Source organism: Bradyrhizobium sp. LjRoot220 (assembly GCF_964252915.1).
Taxonomy (GTDB): Bacteria; Pseudomonadota; Alphaproteobacteria; order Rhizobiales; family Xanthobacteraceae; genus Bradyrhizobium.
In genome coordinates this window covers 310,532-323,830 of record NZ_CAXUPS020000006.1, presented here as the reverse complement: position 1 = coordinate 323,830, position 13,299 = coordinate 310,532, and the positions used below count along the sequence as shown (strand labels likewise).

The 13,299-nt window shown below is 62.0% G+C and carries 16 protein-coding genes; 8 read left to right on the top strand and 8 right to left on the bottom strand.

The genetic code is table 11. The annotated features are described in order from the left end of the window. Window positions 1-184 precede the first annotated feature (184 nt). Window positions 185-607, bottom strand: a complete 423-nt coding sequence (hemJ, locus tag ACSQ84_RS24915) for a protoporphyrinogen oxidase HemJ (protein ID WP_436214362.1) — start codon at window positions 605-607, stop codon at window positions 185-187. Between the two features lie 445 nt (window positions 608-1,052). On the opposite strand from hemJ, the gene ACSQ84_RS24910 reads away from it, so the two are divergent. The 4 genes from ACSQ84_RS24910 to dnaQ all read left to right on the top strand — a co-directional run bounded on the left by ACSQ84_RS24910 (window position 1,053) and on the right by dnaQ (window position 3,931). After that, window positions 1,053-1,892, top strand: a complete 840-nt coding sequence (locus ACSQ84_RS24910) for a pyruvate, water dikinase regulatory protein (RefSeq protein WP_436214361.1) — start codon at window positions 1,053-1,055, stop codon at window positions 1,890-1,892. 11 nt (window positions 1,893-1,903) lie between these two features. Beyond that, complete coding sequence (locus tag ACSQ84_RS24905) at window positions 1,904-2,512, top strand: Maf family protein (protein ID WP_436214501.1); 609 nt, start codon at window positions 1,904-1,906, stop codon at window positions 2,510-2,512. A gap of 27 nt (window positions 2,513-2,539) precedes the next feature. Continuing rightward, window positions 2,540-3,139 (top strand): dephospho-CoA kinase, encoded by a 600-nt coding sequence (coaE, locus tag ACSQ84_RS24900; protein ID WP_436214360.1) that lies wholly within the window; start codon window positions 2,540-2,542, stop codon window positions 3,137-3,139. A 93-nt stretch (window positions 3,140-3,232) separates the two neighbouring features. Beyond that, window positions 3,233-3,931 (top strand): DNA polymerase III subunit epsilon, encoded by a 699-nt coding sequence (gene dnaQ / locus ACSQ84_RS24895; protein ID WP_436214359.1) that lies wholly within the window; start codon window positions 3,233-3,235, stop codon window positions 3,929-3,931. Between the two features lie 67 nt (window positions 3,932-3,998). On the opposite strand, the gene ACSQ84_RS24890 is transcribed toward dnaQ, so the two are convergent. Further along, complete coding sequence (locus tag ACSQ84_RS24890) at window positions 3,999-4,166, bottom strand: class IIb bacteriocin, lactobin A/cerein 7B family (protein ID WP_436214358.1); 168 nt, start codon at window positions 4,164-4,166, stop codon at window positions 3,999-4,001. Between the two features lie 303 nt (window positions 4,167-4,469). Next, window positions 4,470-4,958, bottom strand: coding sequence for a protein-export chaperone SecB (gene secB / locus ACSQ84_RS24885; RefSeq protein ID WP_436214357.1), 489 nt, complete (start codon window positions 4,956-4,958; stop codon window positions 4,470-4,472). A gap of 448 nt (window positions 4,959-5,406) precedes the next feature. Between secB and ACSQ84_RS24880 the strand changes: the two genes are divergently transcribed. From ACSQ84_RS24880 to ACSQ84_RS24870, 3 genes are read left to right on the top strand one after another with little or no spacing between them, the layout of a single operon-like run. Then, window positions 5,407-6,111, top strand: coding sequence for a Tim44/TimA family putative adaptor protein (locus ACSQ84_RS24880; RefSeq protein WP_436214356.1), 705 nt, complete (start codon window positions 5,407-5,409; stop codon window positions 6,109-6,111). Continuing rightward, window positions 6,089-7,636 carry a murein transglycosylase A gene (mltA, locus tag ACSQ84_RS24875; RefSeq protein ID WP_436214355.1) on the top strand — a complete coding sequence of 516 codons (1,548 nt, stop codon included), beginning with the start codon at window positions 6,089-6,091 and terminating at the stop codon, window positions 7,634-7,636. The genes ACSQ84_RS24880 and mltA overlap by 23 nt, the downstream gene beginning before the upstream one ends. Window positions 7,637-7,671: 35 nt before the next feature. Then, window positions 7,672-8,232, top strand: coding sequence for a Smr/MutS family protein (locus ACSQ84_RS24870; RefSeq protein ID WP_436214354.1), 561 nt, complete (start codon window positions 7,672-7,674; stop codon window positions 8,230-8,232). Here the strand turns inward: ACSQ84_RS24870 and ACSQ84_RS24865 are convergent. From ACSQ84_RS24865 to hslV, 5 genes are all read right to left on the bottom strand, one after another. Beyond that, window positions 8,229-9,350, bottom strand: a complete 1,122-nt coding sequence (locus ACSQ84_RS24865) for a hypothetical protein (protein WP_436214353.1) — start codon at window positions 9,348-9,350, stop codon at window positions 8,229-8,231. The genes ACSQ84_RS24870 and ACSQ84_RS24865 overlap by 4 nt on opposite strands. Window positions 9,351-9,494: 144 nt before the next feature. Then, on the bottom strand, window positions 9,495-10,796 hold the full coding sequence (gene hslU, locus ACSQ84_RS24860; protein ID WP_436214352.1) for an ATP-dependent protease ATPase subunit HslU: 1,302 nt from the start codon (window positions 10,794-10,796) through the stop codon (window positions 9,495-9,497). A 49-nt stretch (window positions 10,797-10,845) separates the two neighbouring features. Next, window positions 10,846-11,457: a DUF2585 domain-containing protein gene (locus ACSQ84_RS24855; RefSeq protein ID WP_436214351.1), complete on the bottom strand. Its 612-nt coding sequence runs from the start codon at window positions 11,455-11,457 to the stop codon at window positions 10,846-10,848. Continuing rightward, complete coding sequence (locus ACSQ84_RS24850; RefSeq protein WP_436214350.1) at window positions 11,454-11,936, bottom strand: GNAT family N-acetyltransferase; 483 nt, start codon at window positions 11,934-11,936, stop codon at window positions 11,454-11,456. The genes ACSQ84_RS24855 and ACSQ84_RS24850 overlap by 4 nt, the downstream gene beginning before the upstream one ends. A 3-nt stretch (window positions 11,937-11,939) precedes the next feature. After that, window positions 11,940-12,497: an ATP-dependent protease subunit HslV gene (gene hslV / locus ACSQ84_RS24845; RefSeq protein WP_211995304.1), complete on the bottom strand. Its 558-nt coding sequence runs from the start codon at window positions 12,495-12,497 to the stop codon at window positions 11,940-11,942. Window positions 12,498-12,675: 178 nt separating this feature from the next. Between hslV and hisB the strand changes: the two genes are divergently transcribed. After that, window positions 12,676-13,269 carry an imidazoleglycerol-phosphate dehydratase HisB gene (gene hisB / locus ACSQ84_RS24840; protein WP_436214349.1) on the top strand — a complete coding sequence of 198 codons (594 nt, stop codon included), beginning with the start codon at window positions 12,676-12,678 and terminating at the stop codon, window positions 13,267-13,269. Window positions 13,270-13,299 lie beyond the last annotated feature (30 nt).

Below are 13,299 nucleotides of genomic sequence, written 5' to 3'. Positions count from 1 at the left end.
GGAAGGTCCGCAGGTCTAAGCGAGGAAAGCGCCGGTGAGGCTTCAAACCTGATGCGGTGGCCGGCTCGACAAGGAGACCGGAGCACAACCACATCCGCCTGCGTGGGGTGGGATTTGGCTAATATAGAAAATCGCCCGGCGCTTCGCAAGCAGCGTCGACGCGACTCTCGCGGCGAAAGCCCGGCTAGAACGGCTTCACCACGACCAGGATCACGATCCCGATCATCAGAACAGTCGGTACCTCGTTGATAATGCGGTAGAATTTCTGGCTTCGCGTATTCCGGTCGACGGCAAAATCCTTCACCCAACGGGAAAAAAAGCCGTGAACGCCCGACAGGACGATCACCAGCGCGAATTTAGCGTGAAACCAGCCGGACACGTACCAATGGCCGCTCCAGGCGAGATATAACCCGGCCAGCCAGGTGATGCCCATCGCCGGGTTGATGATGGCCTTCAGCAGCCGGCGCTCCATCAGCTTGAAGGTCTCGGACTGCTTTGATCCGACCTCAGCGTCGCAATGATAAACGAACAGTCGCGGCAGATAGAGCATGCCGGCCATCCAGGAAATGACCGCAATCACATGCAGTGCCTTGACCCACTCGTACATCGCGCTTCGCCCTGCCCGCAGCTGGAACGGCGTCACCGCAACGTTGCGAGAGAAGCGCTGCCAGCGTGGGACGGAGTCATATCCTCAACGCACCGCTTCTCTAAACTAATAATTTTAGAATCTTAGGTTTGAGTCTAAGTAGCGGTGAATTGGACTCACAACAAACCGTCCCGCAGTTGTCCCGGCTTGTTCACATCTATCACCATCTCCGCGAGACGATTGGATCGATCAAAATAACGCCCCTCGCATCAAGCGCTTGCGCCGTTTTGTCAGCAGCTTATGAAGAGACAAATCCACATATTCTCACTATCGTTCCGCTTCGCGCGCTGACTTATCCTTTCGGGAGCCCTGTGTAGAAAAAGCCGGGTTATCCCGGGCGGGGCGGTCCAGGGCCGATTTGGTGGGCTAAGGTCCACAGGGATTCACAGAATACACAGGGGTTTTGGTGCCCACGACCGGCAATTATTTTCACCTTCATCTGGTCTCCGATTCGACCGGCGAGACGCTGATCACGGTGGCGCGCGCGGTCGCCGCGCAATACGCCAACGTCACGGCGGTCGAACATGTCTATCCGCTGGTGCGCAGCCAGAAGCAGCTCGATCGTGTGCTCGACGAGATCGAGGAGGCACCGGGCATCGTGCTGTTCACGCTGCTGGAAAAGGATCTGGTTGGCCGGCTCGAGACCAAATGCAAGGACATCAACATCCCGAGCCTGTCGATCATCGGACCGGTGATGCAGATGTTCGAGGCCTATCTCGGTGCCGCCACCACGGGCCGCGTCGGCGCCCAGCACGTGCTCAATGCGGAATATTTCAAGCGCATTGACGCACTGAACTACACGATGATCCATGACGACGGCCAGCATGTGGAAGGCCTCGAAGACGCCGATATTGTATTGGTCGGTGTGTCCCGCACCTCGAAGACGCCGACCTCGATCTATCTTGCCAACCGCGGCATCCGCACCGCGAATGTCCCGCTGGTGCCGGGCATTCCGGCGCCGCATCAGCTGGAGACGCTGAAGAAGCCACTGGTGGTCAGCCTCCACGCGACGCCGGAGCGCTTGATCCAGGTTCGGCAAAACCGGCTTCTGAGCATGGGCGCCGAGTCCGGCAACGACGATTACATCGATCGCCAATCCGTCGCCGACGAAGTGGCGTATGCGCGGCGGCTCAGCGCCAAGTTCGGCTGGGCGCAACTCGACGTGACGCGGCGGTCGATCGAGGAAACCGCGGCTGCTATCCTGAAACTCTTCACCGACCGACAGCGGCAACGGCTTCCGGAATGACGCTTTCAGCCATGAGCATCTGGCTTGGAAAAGACCCGTTGATCCTGGCCTCGCAGAGCCGCGCGCGGCAGATGCTGTTGGCCAACGCCGGCATTCCCTTTGAGGCCGTCCCGGCCGATATCGACGAGCGCGCCGTGCAGCAGAGTTCCGGGCTCTCGGCTCCTGGCGAAATCGGCAAGTTGCTGGCACGGGAAAAGGCGTTACGGGTCTCGCGGCAAAAGCCCGGCCGGCACGTCGTTGGCGCCGACCAAACGCTCGCACTGGGAAACCAGCTTTTCAGCAAACCCGCCGGCCGCGCCGCGGCCACGGAGCAACTCACTATGCTTGCCGGCAAGCGCCACGAACTGCACTCGGCATTTGCCGTTGCCCGCGACGGCAAGATATTGTTTGCCGATGTCAGTATTGCCAGTATGACCATGCGATCCCTGAGCGCGGGCGAGATCGAAGCCTATCTGGACCAGGCCGGAGCAGCGGTGACGACCAGCGTCGGCGCCTATCAGCTGGAGGGGCTCGGGGTGCATTTGTTCGAGCGCATCGAAGGCGACCATTTTACCATCCTCGGCCTGCCGCTGCTGCCGCTGCTGGCATTTCTGCGCAGCGAGCGGTTGCTCTGTGTTTGATATCCGCAACAGGAAACGGCGCCGTCAATGCTGATCGTTGGACTGACCGGCTCGATTGGAATGGGAAAATCCACCACCGCCAAATTGTTCGCGGAAGCGGGCGTTCCCGTCTACGACGCGGATGCGGAGGTTCACAAAATCTATCAAGGCGAGGCTGCGCCCGCGATCGAAGCGGCGTTCCCCGGCACCACCGTTGACGGCAAGGTCGACCGCGCGCGGCTGTCGGCGCAAGTGGTGCACGATCCCGCCGCGATGAAGCAGCTCGAGCAGATCGTCCATCCGATGCTCGGCGCCTCGCGAAAAAAGTTCTTTGAAGATGCGGAAGCGGCGGGCGCGCCCGTTGTCGTCGTGGACGTTCCGCTGCTTTACGAGACCGGCGGCGAGAAGCGCGTCGATGCCGTCGTGGTGGTGACGACCACGCCCGAAATTCAGCGCGAGCGCGTGCTGGCGCGGGGCACGATGGACGAAGCGAGGCTCGACGCCATTCTGGCCCGGCAGCTGCCGGATGCCGAAAAGCGCAAGCGCGCGGATTTCGTGGTGGATACCTCCCACGGTCTCGACCCCGTACGTGCCCGCATCCGCGACATTCTGGCCGAGGTTGTTAAGATGCCGCAGCGGCGGACCTGATTCGCCTGACTTCCCGGCCCGGTCCTTTGTTTGACGCGTTTTCTTTACGCGAACCGGTACCCACTTCGCTCGAAAACGCTTTAGAGAAAATCCATGCGCGAAATCGTTCTCGATACCGAAACCACCGGCCTCGATCCGCTGCGCGGCGACCGGCTGGTCGAGATCGGCTGCATCGAGATCTACAACCGCATGCCGACCGGCCAGACGTTTCACCGCTACATCAATCCCGAGCGCGACATGCCGGCCGAAGCGTTCGCGGTGCACGGCCTGTCCGCCGAGTTCCTGTCCAGCAAGCCACTGTTCACGGAAGTGGTCGAGGAGTTCCTGGAATTCATCGCCGACGCGCCGCTGGTGATCCATAACGCCTCGTTCGACATCTCCTTCATCAATGCCGAGCTTGACCGCATCAAGCGGCAGGCGATTTCCCGCGACCGGCTGGTCGATACGCTGCTGCTGGCGCGCCGCAAGCACCCGGGCGTGTCGAATCGGCTCGATGATCTCTGTTCGCGTTATTCGATCGATAATTCCCGCCGCACCAAGCATGGCGCGCTGCTCGACGCCGAACTTCTGGCCGAAGTCTATATCGACCTGATCGGCGCGCGGCAGTCGCAGCTGATCCTGGCTTCGGAGACCCGCGAGTCACGGGCAGAACGCACCGGCGATATGCCGCGGCGGCAGCGCGAGACGCCGCTCCTGCCGCGAATCACCGACGCCGACCGCGAAGCGCACCGGGCCTTCGTCGCCACATTGGGCGACAAGCCGATCTGGAACGAGTTTCTGGGCGCAGCCTAGAGAGTAGCGCCGCCTCCGGTGGAATCTTTCCACGTGGAAGCGGCGCTCAGGATGCTCAGCCGGTAGCTTATTTGATGATCGCCTTGGTGGTATAGTAGCCGGCGACCGCGCCGACGCCGAACACATAGGCTCCAGCCGCGATGAACCAGATGAAGCCACCGTTCACGTCATCAAGCTCATTGTCGGTGAGGACGCTGAGTTTGGTTTCCTTCGTCTCTGCGATTGGCATGTTCATTTTCATTCTCCAATGCTTCAACCGGCTCACCGCGAGCGGGTTGATGGAGGAAATCTACTGACGCTACCACCGAGCGAAGTGATTTGAGTCACGGTAAGCGAGCCGCTACAGCGGCGGAACGCTTGAAGATTCATCGATGTAGAGCTTCTGCCGGAGGTCCCGCGACAGGCCGCTCGCACGCCGAATCACCGACGCGAACCGCACCGCGCCATTGTCGCCACGCTGCGCGACAAGCCGATCTGCAACGATTTTCGGGGACGCCCAAGCGCGATAGCGGCGTTTAGCCGCTGCGCGCCTTTACGCTTAGCTGGGTTTCGCGCCCGAAGCGGCCTGCGCCGCCGCCTGCCGCTCCATGTTCTGGCGGTACAGGCCGACGAAATCGACCGGATCGAGCATCAGCGGCGGGAACCCGCCGTCACGCACCGCGGTGGCGATGATTTCGCGGGCGAACGGGAACAACAGCCGCGGGCATTCGATCATGACCAGCGGATGCAGGTTTTCCTTCGGCACGTTGACGATGCGGAACACTCCCGCATAGGCAAGGTCGAACGAGAACATGACCTTGCCGGCGTTTTCCGCCTTGCCCTCGACCGAAAGCGTCACTTCGAACTCGCTCTCGGAAAGATTATTGGCGCCGACGTTGATCTGGATGTTGATGGCCGGCTGCTGCTGCTGAGGCGCCAGCGAACCGGGGGCGTTCGGATTCTCGAACGACAGGTCCTTGGTATACTGTGCCAATACGTTGAGCTGCGCAGGGGCCTGCTCGGTGGGCGCGCCGTTACCGTTGGTCATGAAACTCTCTCCTGAAACGCTGGCGAGCGGAGCCCGGGTTTGTCTGAATTCGCTCGGAGGCCGGAAATGCCTCTGCCGAGCGAGTGGCTATCATAGCACCGCCTTATTCCACAAGGACGACGGGCGGAAGGCGGGTCCGGCAATCCGCCATTTGTGGCAGATATGGCTAATAGCCCGCGGCCGGTCCCGCCCGGTGCCACCCAGTTTCCTTGGGTTCTTCCTAAATATTTGAATATGCGTGATTTCCGGGCATGATCGGATTTCCCCTCGCGGCCAAAACGCGCTACAATTCACCCGCGCCAAAACGCGCCATTGGCCGGGCAAAGTTTCATGCCTACATGCTGCAGTCTCAATCGGTGACGTAATCTCTGCCGTTCCCCCAAGGTCATCAGGGAACGCTCGACCGCCGGACCCCGTTGCCGGCGTTAGAACCAGAAAGCGATACGACGTGGACATTTATACCATCATCTTCCTGGCGCTGGCCGTCTTCATCTTCCTGCGCCTGCGCAGCGTCCTCGGACAGCGCACCGGGAGCGAACGGCCGCCCTATGATCGCGCCGCGCCGAACGTCGTGCAGCGTACGCAGGACAACAACGTCGTGCCGATGCCCGGTACCGTGATCGATCAGGCACCGTTGGCTCCGACCGCTGATGTCACGCCGCCGTCCGACCGCTGGAAGGGCATTGCCGAGCCGGGCACGCCGCTGGCGCAGGGCCTCGATGCACTTGTCGCGCAGGATTCCTCGTTCGATCCCCGTCATTTCCTCTCCGGCGCCCGCAGCGCCTATGAGATGATCGTGCTGGCGTTTGCCAATGGCGACCGCCGCGCGCTCAAGGATCTGTTGTCGAGCGAGGTCTATGAGAGCTTCGATACCGTGATCAAGGATCGCGAGAAGCACGAGCAGAAAACCGAAACGCGGTTTGTTTCAATCGACAAGGCCGAACTGGTGGGTGCGGAAGCACGCGACAAGGCGGCGCAGCTGACGGTGCGGTTCGTGTCGCAGATGATCTCGGTCACCCGCGATAAGACCGGCGCCATTGTCGATGGAACGCCGGATAAGGTCGCCGATATCACCGATGTCTGGACATTTGCCCGCGACACGAGTTCCCGCGATCCGAACTGGAAGCTGGTTGGCACCGGAAGCGCCGGCTAACGCGCACGGCCTTGCCGGTATTGCAAGGTTGCTGGCCGCGATCGCTGTCGCGTTGTCGCTGGCTCCTCTGGACGCATTTGCCGCGCGTCGCGCCCGCTCGCATTCGCAGCCGCCGCCGGATCCGATATTCTCACGACATCTTCCATATCCCGAGCTGGAGTTGCCGCTCCAGATCATCGGCGCCCAATACGCACCGGTCGCCTGGACCGACATTACGGGCTGGAAGGAGGATGATCATCTCGCCGCCTACAAGACCTTTCGCGACAGTTGCAAACCGATAGCAGCGCAAACCAAACCGCCGTCCGAATCGAAAGCGCTGGGCACCTCGCTGCGCGATCCCTGCCGTGTCGCAAGAGGACTGGAACTATCCGACGGTGCGAAGGCAAAGGCTTTCTTCGAAGAATATTTTCTGCCGTTGCGGATATCGCGGCTCGGTGAGCCCGAGGGCTTTGTCACCGGCTATTACGAGCCGATCGTTGACGGTTCGCGGACGGAGAATGAGGTCTACAAGGTGCCGGTCTATCGGCGGCCGTCCAATCTGTTCGTCCGCGGCACGACGCAGAACTCGGCTGGTTTGCCCAACGGCGGCAAGGTGTTTCGCAAGATCGGCCGCCGCAAGCTGGTGCCCTATTACGATCGCGCCGAGATCGAGGACGGTGCGATTGAAGGCCGCGGCCTCGAAATCTGCTGGCTGAAGGACCAGACCGATCTACTGTTCTCCCAGATCCAGGGTTCGGCGCGGGTCAGCCTCGACGACGGCTCGACCGTTCGCATCAACTACGATGCGCATAATGGTTATCCCTATACGCCGGTCGGCCGCATCCTGATCGAACGCAACATCATCCCGAAGGATCAGATGTCGATGCAGAAGATCCGGGAGTGGATGACGGCGAACCCTGATGGCGCCAACGAGTTGCGACGGCAGAACAGGTCCTACGTTTTCTTCCGCGAGGTCAATCTTTCCGACAAGGACGAAGCGGTCGGCGCCCAGGGCGTGCCGCTGACGCCGGGCCGCTCGATTGCGGTCGACAAGGCGCTGCATGTCTACGGCACGCCGTTCTTCATCGAGGGTGAACTGCCGATTGAAACCGAAATCTCCAAAACGCCGTTTCGCCGGCTGATGATCGCGCAAGACACGGGGTCTGCGATCGTCGGGCCGGCCCGCGCCGATCTCTATCTCGGCGCCGGCGCCGAAGCCGGCAAGACCGCTGGCCGCTTCCGCCACAATATGCGCTTTGTCATGTTGCTGCCGAAGGGCCTCGATCCTTCCGCGCGTGGCCGCAAGATGCCCATACCGGACGCGCGGCCGTCGGAGAAAATCGCAAAGCTGTTTCCGCAAGTCGACCCGCTCAAGGATCCGAAGAACGCCGCTCCCGCCGCTGCAACGCAGCCCCCGACCGCGGCCAGCGCGCAAGCGGCCGTCGCAAAACCGGTACCGCTGCCAGCGGCCCGGCCCAATGATGTCAAACCGGTTTCGGAAACGCCCCGCCAGCGTCACAGCCGCCGCGTTCGCCACCGTCCATGATACGCCGGCCGTCGAATTCGATCCCCGAAATACCAATGCCGCCGCGGCGCAAGCGCAGCCTCAGCGACGAGGAGCGCGCGTTGTGGGAAAGCGTGGCCAAGCAGGTCAAGCCGCTGCGCAAGCGGCACCGCGCCGCAAAGCCGCCAACCGCCGCACCGGAAGCGGACGCCGGTGTCCCGGCCAAGCCCGTTGCGTCACCGAAGGCGATGCCTTCGCCGCGAATCATTCCGCCGGCGCGGCCGGAGCCGCCGCCGCTGGCGCCGATCGGACGCCGCGAGCGCTCGCAGCTTTCACGGGGCCGGAAAGAAATCGATGCCCGGCTCGATTTGCATGGCATGACGCAAACCCGCGCTCACCGCACGCTGCTGACGTTCCTGCAGCGCGCGCATAGCAACGGCCTCACCTTCGTGCTCGTCATCACCGGCAAGGGCAAGGTGGGCGGCTCGGAGGCCGAGCGCGGCGTGTTGCGCCGTCAGGTGCCGCAATGGCTGGGGCTGCCAGAGTTTCGGTCGCTGGTGGTTGGATTCGAGGAAGCCCATATCGGCCACGGCGGCGAGGGCGCGCTGTATGTGCGGGTACGACGCATCAGGTCCTAGAACGGCCGTATGATTCCGACGCGTGGAATCAACGTGATGATCCAGCCGAAGATCAGGGTCTTTCGATCGCCTGCCGAAATCGGCGCCACCTCGCGCGAGGCGGGCAGCATCTTCACCGCATGCAGGATCAGGAACAGGCACACCGCCCAGTTCGAAATCCATCGCGAATAATCGAACACCATCGCGAACACGACGAGATAGCCGAGGCTGATGATTGCGATCGCCGCGATGACGATGCGGCGATGTGCGCTGACCGAGAGGGCCGCGATCGAATTCGAAAAGTAGCGCCACAGCGGCGTGTGCAACCAGATCAACAGCGCGAAAACAGGAAGCCCCAGAAGATTATGCGGCAGGCGCCCCCAGGTGTCGGCGATTTCCTTCGATAGCGGCTGGTACCAGATATAGGCAAAGCCCAGCAGGCCGGTACGGGTCGGATCGGCCATGCGGCTCTGCAGGTAGCCGACGAAATCAGCCTCGGGCACCGCCATCGTCCCAAGAAACTGTGCGGCAATGAACAACAAGCCGGTGGCCGCAAGCGCGGCGATGCCGATGACCATGTCCGATCGATTCGCGACCCGCGCGAGGTAATAGCGCAGCACCACAATGGCAGCGATCGTTGGCACATACATCAACAGATGAATGTGGTGGATCAGCACCAGGATCATCGAGAACAGCGTGGCGAGCAGTACGTATAACAACGAGCGCGCCGGAATCAGCAGCAGGATGATCGCGAACAGGCATCCATAGATGTCGAAATGTCCGAGCGTGTGCATGAAATTCTTCAGGAAGAGCGGCGAGCCGGCCATAAACGCGAACAGCGGCAAATGCGCGTCGAAACCGAACGTCCGCCTGAACAGTCGTACGAACAGGCCCGCGGTGATGAGCCAGACCGCGCCGCCGAGCGCGAACACCAGCCACACCGGGACTTTGGCGGTGAACAGCGCCACGACCGCGCCGATCAGCGCGCGCTTGGTGAAGCCGAAATGATAATCGACCAGCAGATGGATGTAAGGGACGAACGGCGGCAGTGCGATCTTGTGCAGGAATACCCCGAACAACACGGCGGCATTGATGGCCAGCATCAAGCGCCAGGGGTTTTCCCAGACACGCAAATTCATCTCATCGTCGTCCCGGCCTTGAGCCGGGACCCATACGCCGCGGCCGTCGTGGTCTAGCACACTGGGCGATGGCTTGTTTCAACAACGGACGACCGGGATTATGGGTACCTGCGTTCGCAGGGACGACGACCTTAGCCGCAATACCTACAAAATAAACCGGCTCAGATCCGCGTTCTTGGCGAGATCGCCGACATGCTTTTGCACGTAGTCGGCATCGACCTTGATGGTCTCGCCATGGCGGTCCGGGGCGGCAAAGGAAATCTCGTCGAGCACGCGCTCCATCACGGTCTGCAGCCGCCGCGCGCCGATATTTTCCACGGTGGAATTGACGGCGACCGCGACATCCGCCAGCGCGTCGATGGCGCTGTCGGTGATGTCGAGCGTGACGCCTTCGGTCTGCATCAGCGCGACATACTGTTTGATCAGGGACGCCTCGGGCTCGGTCAGGATGCGGCGCATGTCGTCGCGGGTCAACGCTTCCAACTCGACGCGGATCGGGAGGCGGCCCTGCAACTCCGGCAGCAGGTCCGACGGCTTGGCAATATGGAATGCGCCCGACGCAATGAACAGGATGTGGTCGGTTTTGACAGCGCCGTGCTTGGTTGAGACCGTGGTGCCTTCGATCAGCGGCAGCAGGTCGCGCTGCACGCCTTCGCGCGAGACGTCGCCGCCGGTGCGGCCGTCGCGCACGCAGATCTTGTCGATCTCGTCGAGGAACACGATGCCGTTGTTCTCGACCGCGTTGATCGCTTCCAGCACCAGCTGATCGCTGTCCAGCAGCTTGTCGGATTCCTCGTTGACCAGCGTCTCGTGCGAGTTTTGGACGGTCAGGCGCCGCGTCTTGGTCCGTCCACCCATCTTGCCGAAGATATCACCGATCGATATCGCCCCCAGCTGGGCGCCGGGCATGCCCGGGATTTCGAACATCGGCATGCCGCCGGACGACGATGTCTCGATTTCGATTTCCTTGTCGTTGAGTTCGCCGGCGCGCAGCTTCTTGCGGAAGGACTCGCGGGTGGCGGGGCTGGAAGCCGGCCCGACCAGCGCATCGAGCACGCGTTCCTCGGCCGCGAGCTGGGCGCGGGCCTGCACGTCCTTCCGTTTGCGCTCGCGGGTCTGCGAGATCGCGACTTCGACGAGGTCGCGGATGATCTGCTCGACGTCGCGGCCGACATAGCCGACCTCGGTAAACTTGGTGGCTTCAACCTTGATGAAGGGCGCGCCGGCAAGTTTCGCCAACCGCCGCGCGATCTCGGTCTTGCCGACGCCGGTCGGCCCGATCATCAGGATGTTTTTCGGCAGCACTTCCTCACGCAAATTGCCGGTGAGCTGCAGCCGCCGCCAGCGGTTGCGCAGTGCGATCGAGACGGCGCGCTTGGCGTCGGTCTGGCCGACTATGAAGCGGTCGAGTTCGGAGACGATTTCGCGGGGAGAAAAGTTGGTCATTGGCTTTAGCTAGGGTGAAATTTCGTTCTCGGCAAGGCGATGCCATCGCCTAGATAAACGGCGGGCCCGCCTGCCACTGCTTGATCGCCTCGAGGGGGTAGAGCAGCATGATGATGTTCAGCGCCAGATTGTCGCGGATGTGCAGCGCCAGCACGATTTCGAACACCAGCGCCAGCGCCACGGTGGCCGCGACCGGGAGCTGTTTCGCCAGCAGGAAGCCGCCGACCATGGCAAGACTGTCGGAGATCGAATTGACGATGGTGTCGCCGAAATAATCCAGCGAGATGGTGCCGGCGCGGTAGCGATCGATGATCCAGTCCGAATTCTCGACCAGTTCCCAGGCACCCTCGACCAGCATCGCGAGCATCAGACGGCCCGGCCAGGCGAGGCGCGGAAACACCAGGATGGTGGCACCATAAAACAGGATGCCGTGCAGAATGTGCGACAGCGTGTACCAGTCGGCGATGTGCTGCGAATTTCCCGAGCTCTGCACCACGCCGTGCCAGAGTTTGACGTAGCCGCAGGCGCAAATCGGCAGGCGGCCCATCGCGTAGAGGATCGAGGCCTGCAGCACCAGGATGCCGGCGGCCATCAACAGCCAGTGCCAGGCCGCAACACTGTTGGCGATAGGAAGTTTTACTGCGGCGTTGTCGGTAGTCATGGGTTGCGGACCATCAGCAGCGCGGGTCCATCTGGTGTATCGACCATGTGGACTTTTTCGAATCCCGCTTTCTCGTAGCTGCGCACCGCGCGGTGGTTGGCGGGATCGGGATCGGTGACCAGGCGCGGCGCGCCGAGCGCCAGCCGCGCGTCGCCGAAGGCACGAATCAGCGCCGAGCCATGGCCGCGCTCGATCATGCCGGGTTCACCAATAAAGAGATCGATACCACGGGTCCCCTTGGGATGGCTGCCGAAGCCCGAATTCCACGCGGTAAGATCATAGCACTGGATGTAGCCGAAATCAGTGCCGTTTGTCGAAACGACAAATTGGTCCATCGCCGGCTCGTCGAGATCGCCGCTGACCAGCGCATATTGCTCGTCCGGATCGCCCCACCATTGCCGGACATGCGGATGCGCCAGCCATTGCCGGAGCAGCGGCAGATCCGCCGAGGTCATCGGGCGAAAGACGTAGGCTGTCATCGATCAGCCGCCCAGCGCTTCGATGGTCACGTTGCGGTTGGTGTAGACGCAGATATCGGCGGCGATATCCAGCCCGCGGCGAACGATCGCCTCGGCGTCCTTGTCGGTATCGATCAGCGCACGGGCGGCGGCCAGCGCATAGTTGCCGCCGGAGCCGATCGCCATCACGCCGGCCTCCGGCTCCAGGACGTCACCGGTGCCGGTCAGCACCAGCGAGACGTCCTTGTCGGCGACGATCATCATCGCCTCGAGGCGGCGCAGATAGCGATCGGTGCGCCAGTCCTTGGCAAGTTCGACCGCGGCGCGGGTCAATTGACCCGGATACTGCTCCAGTTTGCTCTCCAGCCGCTCGAACAGGGTGAAAGCATCAGCCGTGGCGCCGGCAAAGCCGCCGATGACGTCGCCCTTGCCGAGTTTGCGGACCTTTTTGGCGTTGGATTTGATCACGGTCTGGCCGATCGAGACCTGGCCGTCGCCGCCGATCACCACCCTGCCGCCCTTGCGGACGGTTAAGATCGTGGTGCCGTGCCAGACCGACGGCTCATTGGGGGATGCTTGCATGGAATACCTCGTGTCCGACCAGATTTAGGGGTTCGAGCGCACCGTTACAATCGGCCGGATTTGGTCACTATAGGAGGAAGTTGAGCCTTTTAAGCACGATCCCGCAGTGGCGAAGGCGACTTCGGCCTGTTAAAAGGGCCGCGTTTTCGGCCGGGAAGAGGCAAGGGAAAGCCATTTCATGCGCACAGCGAGCATCAAGCGCAAGACCAAGGAGACCGACATCGAGGTGGCGGTAAACCTCGATGGCACCGGCGAATCCAGGGTTTCGACCGGTATCGGCTTCTTCGACCATATGCTCGACCTCCTGGCCCGGCATTCGCGCATCGACATCACGGTCAAGGCGGACGGCGATCTCCATGTCGACCATCACCACACCACCGAGGACGTCGGGATCGCGCTCGGTCAGGCCGTCAAGCAGGCGCTCGGCACCATGGCCGGAATCACTCGCTACGCCTCGATCCATATGCCGATGGACGAGACGCTGTCGCGGGTCGTGATCGACATTTCGGGCCGGCCGGTGCTGGTGTTCAAGGTGGATTTTCCGCGCGACAAGATCGGCGAATTCGACACCGAACTGGTTCGCGAATGGTTCAACGCGTTTACGACCAACGCCGGCGTGACTTTGCATGTCGAGACCTTATATGGCGAGAACAGCCATCATATCGCCGAATCCTGCTTCAAGGGTCTGGCTAGGGCGTTGCGTACGGCGGTTGCGATCGATCCAAAAACCGCTGGCGAAGTGCCATCGACCAAGGGTCAGCTTGGCGGCTGATTTGGGAGCATGATCCGGAAAAGCGGGAAC

Bases quoted from the DNA above. Each gene is read 5' to 3' on its own strand.
- ACSQ84_RS24855 (WP_436214351.1), bottom strand. From the start codon at position 11,457: ATGACTACCGACAACGCCGCAGTAAAACTTCCTATCGCCAACAGTGTT.
- dnaQ (WP_436214359.1), top strand. From the start codon at position 3,233: ATGCGCGAAATCGTTCTCGATACCGAAACCACCGGCCTCGATCCGCTG.
- ACSQ84_RS24905 (WP_436214501.1), top strand. From the start codon at position 1,904: ATGAGCATCTGGCTTGGAAAAGACCCGTTGATCCTGGCCTCGCAGAGC.
- secB (WP_436214357.1), bottom strand. From the start codon at position 4,958: ATGACCAACGGTAACGGCGCGCCCACCGAGCAGGCCCCTGCGCAGCTC.
- ACSQ84_RS24870 (WP_436214354.1), top strand. From the start codon at position 7,672: ATGCCGCCGCGGCGCAAGCGCAGCCTCAGCGACGAGGAGCGCGCGTTG.
- hemJ (WP_436214362.1), bottom strand. From the start codon at position 607: ATGTACGAGTGGGTCAAGGCACTGCATGTGATTGCGGTCATTTCCTGG.
- hisB (WP_436214349.1), top strand. From the start codon at position 12,676: ATGCGCACAGCGAGCATCAAGCGCAAGACCAAGGAGACCGACATCGAG.
- hslU (WP_436214352.1), bottom strand. From the start codon at position 10,796: ATGACCAACTTTTCTCCCCGCGAAATCGTCTCCGAACTCGACCGCTTC.
- ACSQ84_RS24850 (WP_436214350.1), bottom strand. From the start codon at position 11,936: ATGACAGCCTACGTCTTTCGCCCGATGACCTCGGCGGATCTGCCGCTG.
- ACSQ84_RS24890 (WP_436214358.1), bottom strand. From the start codon at position 4,166: ATGAACATGCCAATCGCAGAGACGAAGGAAACCAAACTCAGCGTCCTC.
- hslV (WP_211995304.1), bottom strand. From the start codon at position 12,497: ATGCAAGCATCCCCCAATGAGCCGTCGGTCTGGCACGGCACCACGATC.
- coaE (WP_436214360.1), top strand. From the start codon at position 2,540: ATGCTGATCGTTGGACTGACCGGCTCGATTGGAATGGGAAAATCCACC.
- ACSQ84_RS24865 (WP_436214353.1), bottom strand. From the start codon at position 9,350: ATGAATTTGCGTGTCTGGGAAAACCCCTGGCGCTTGATGCTGGCCATC.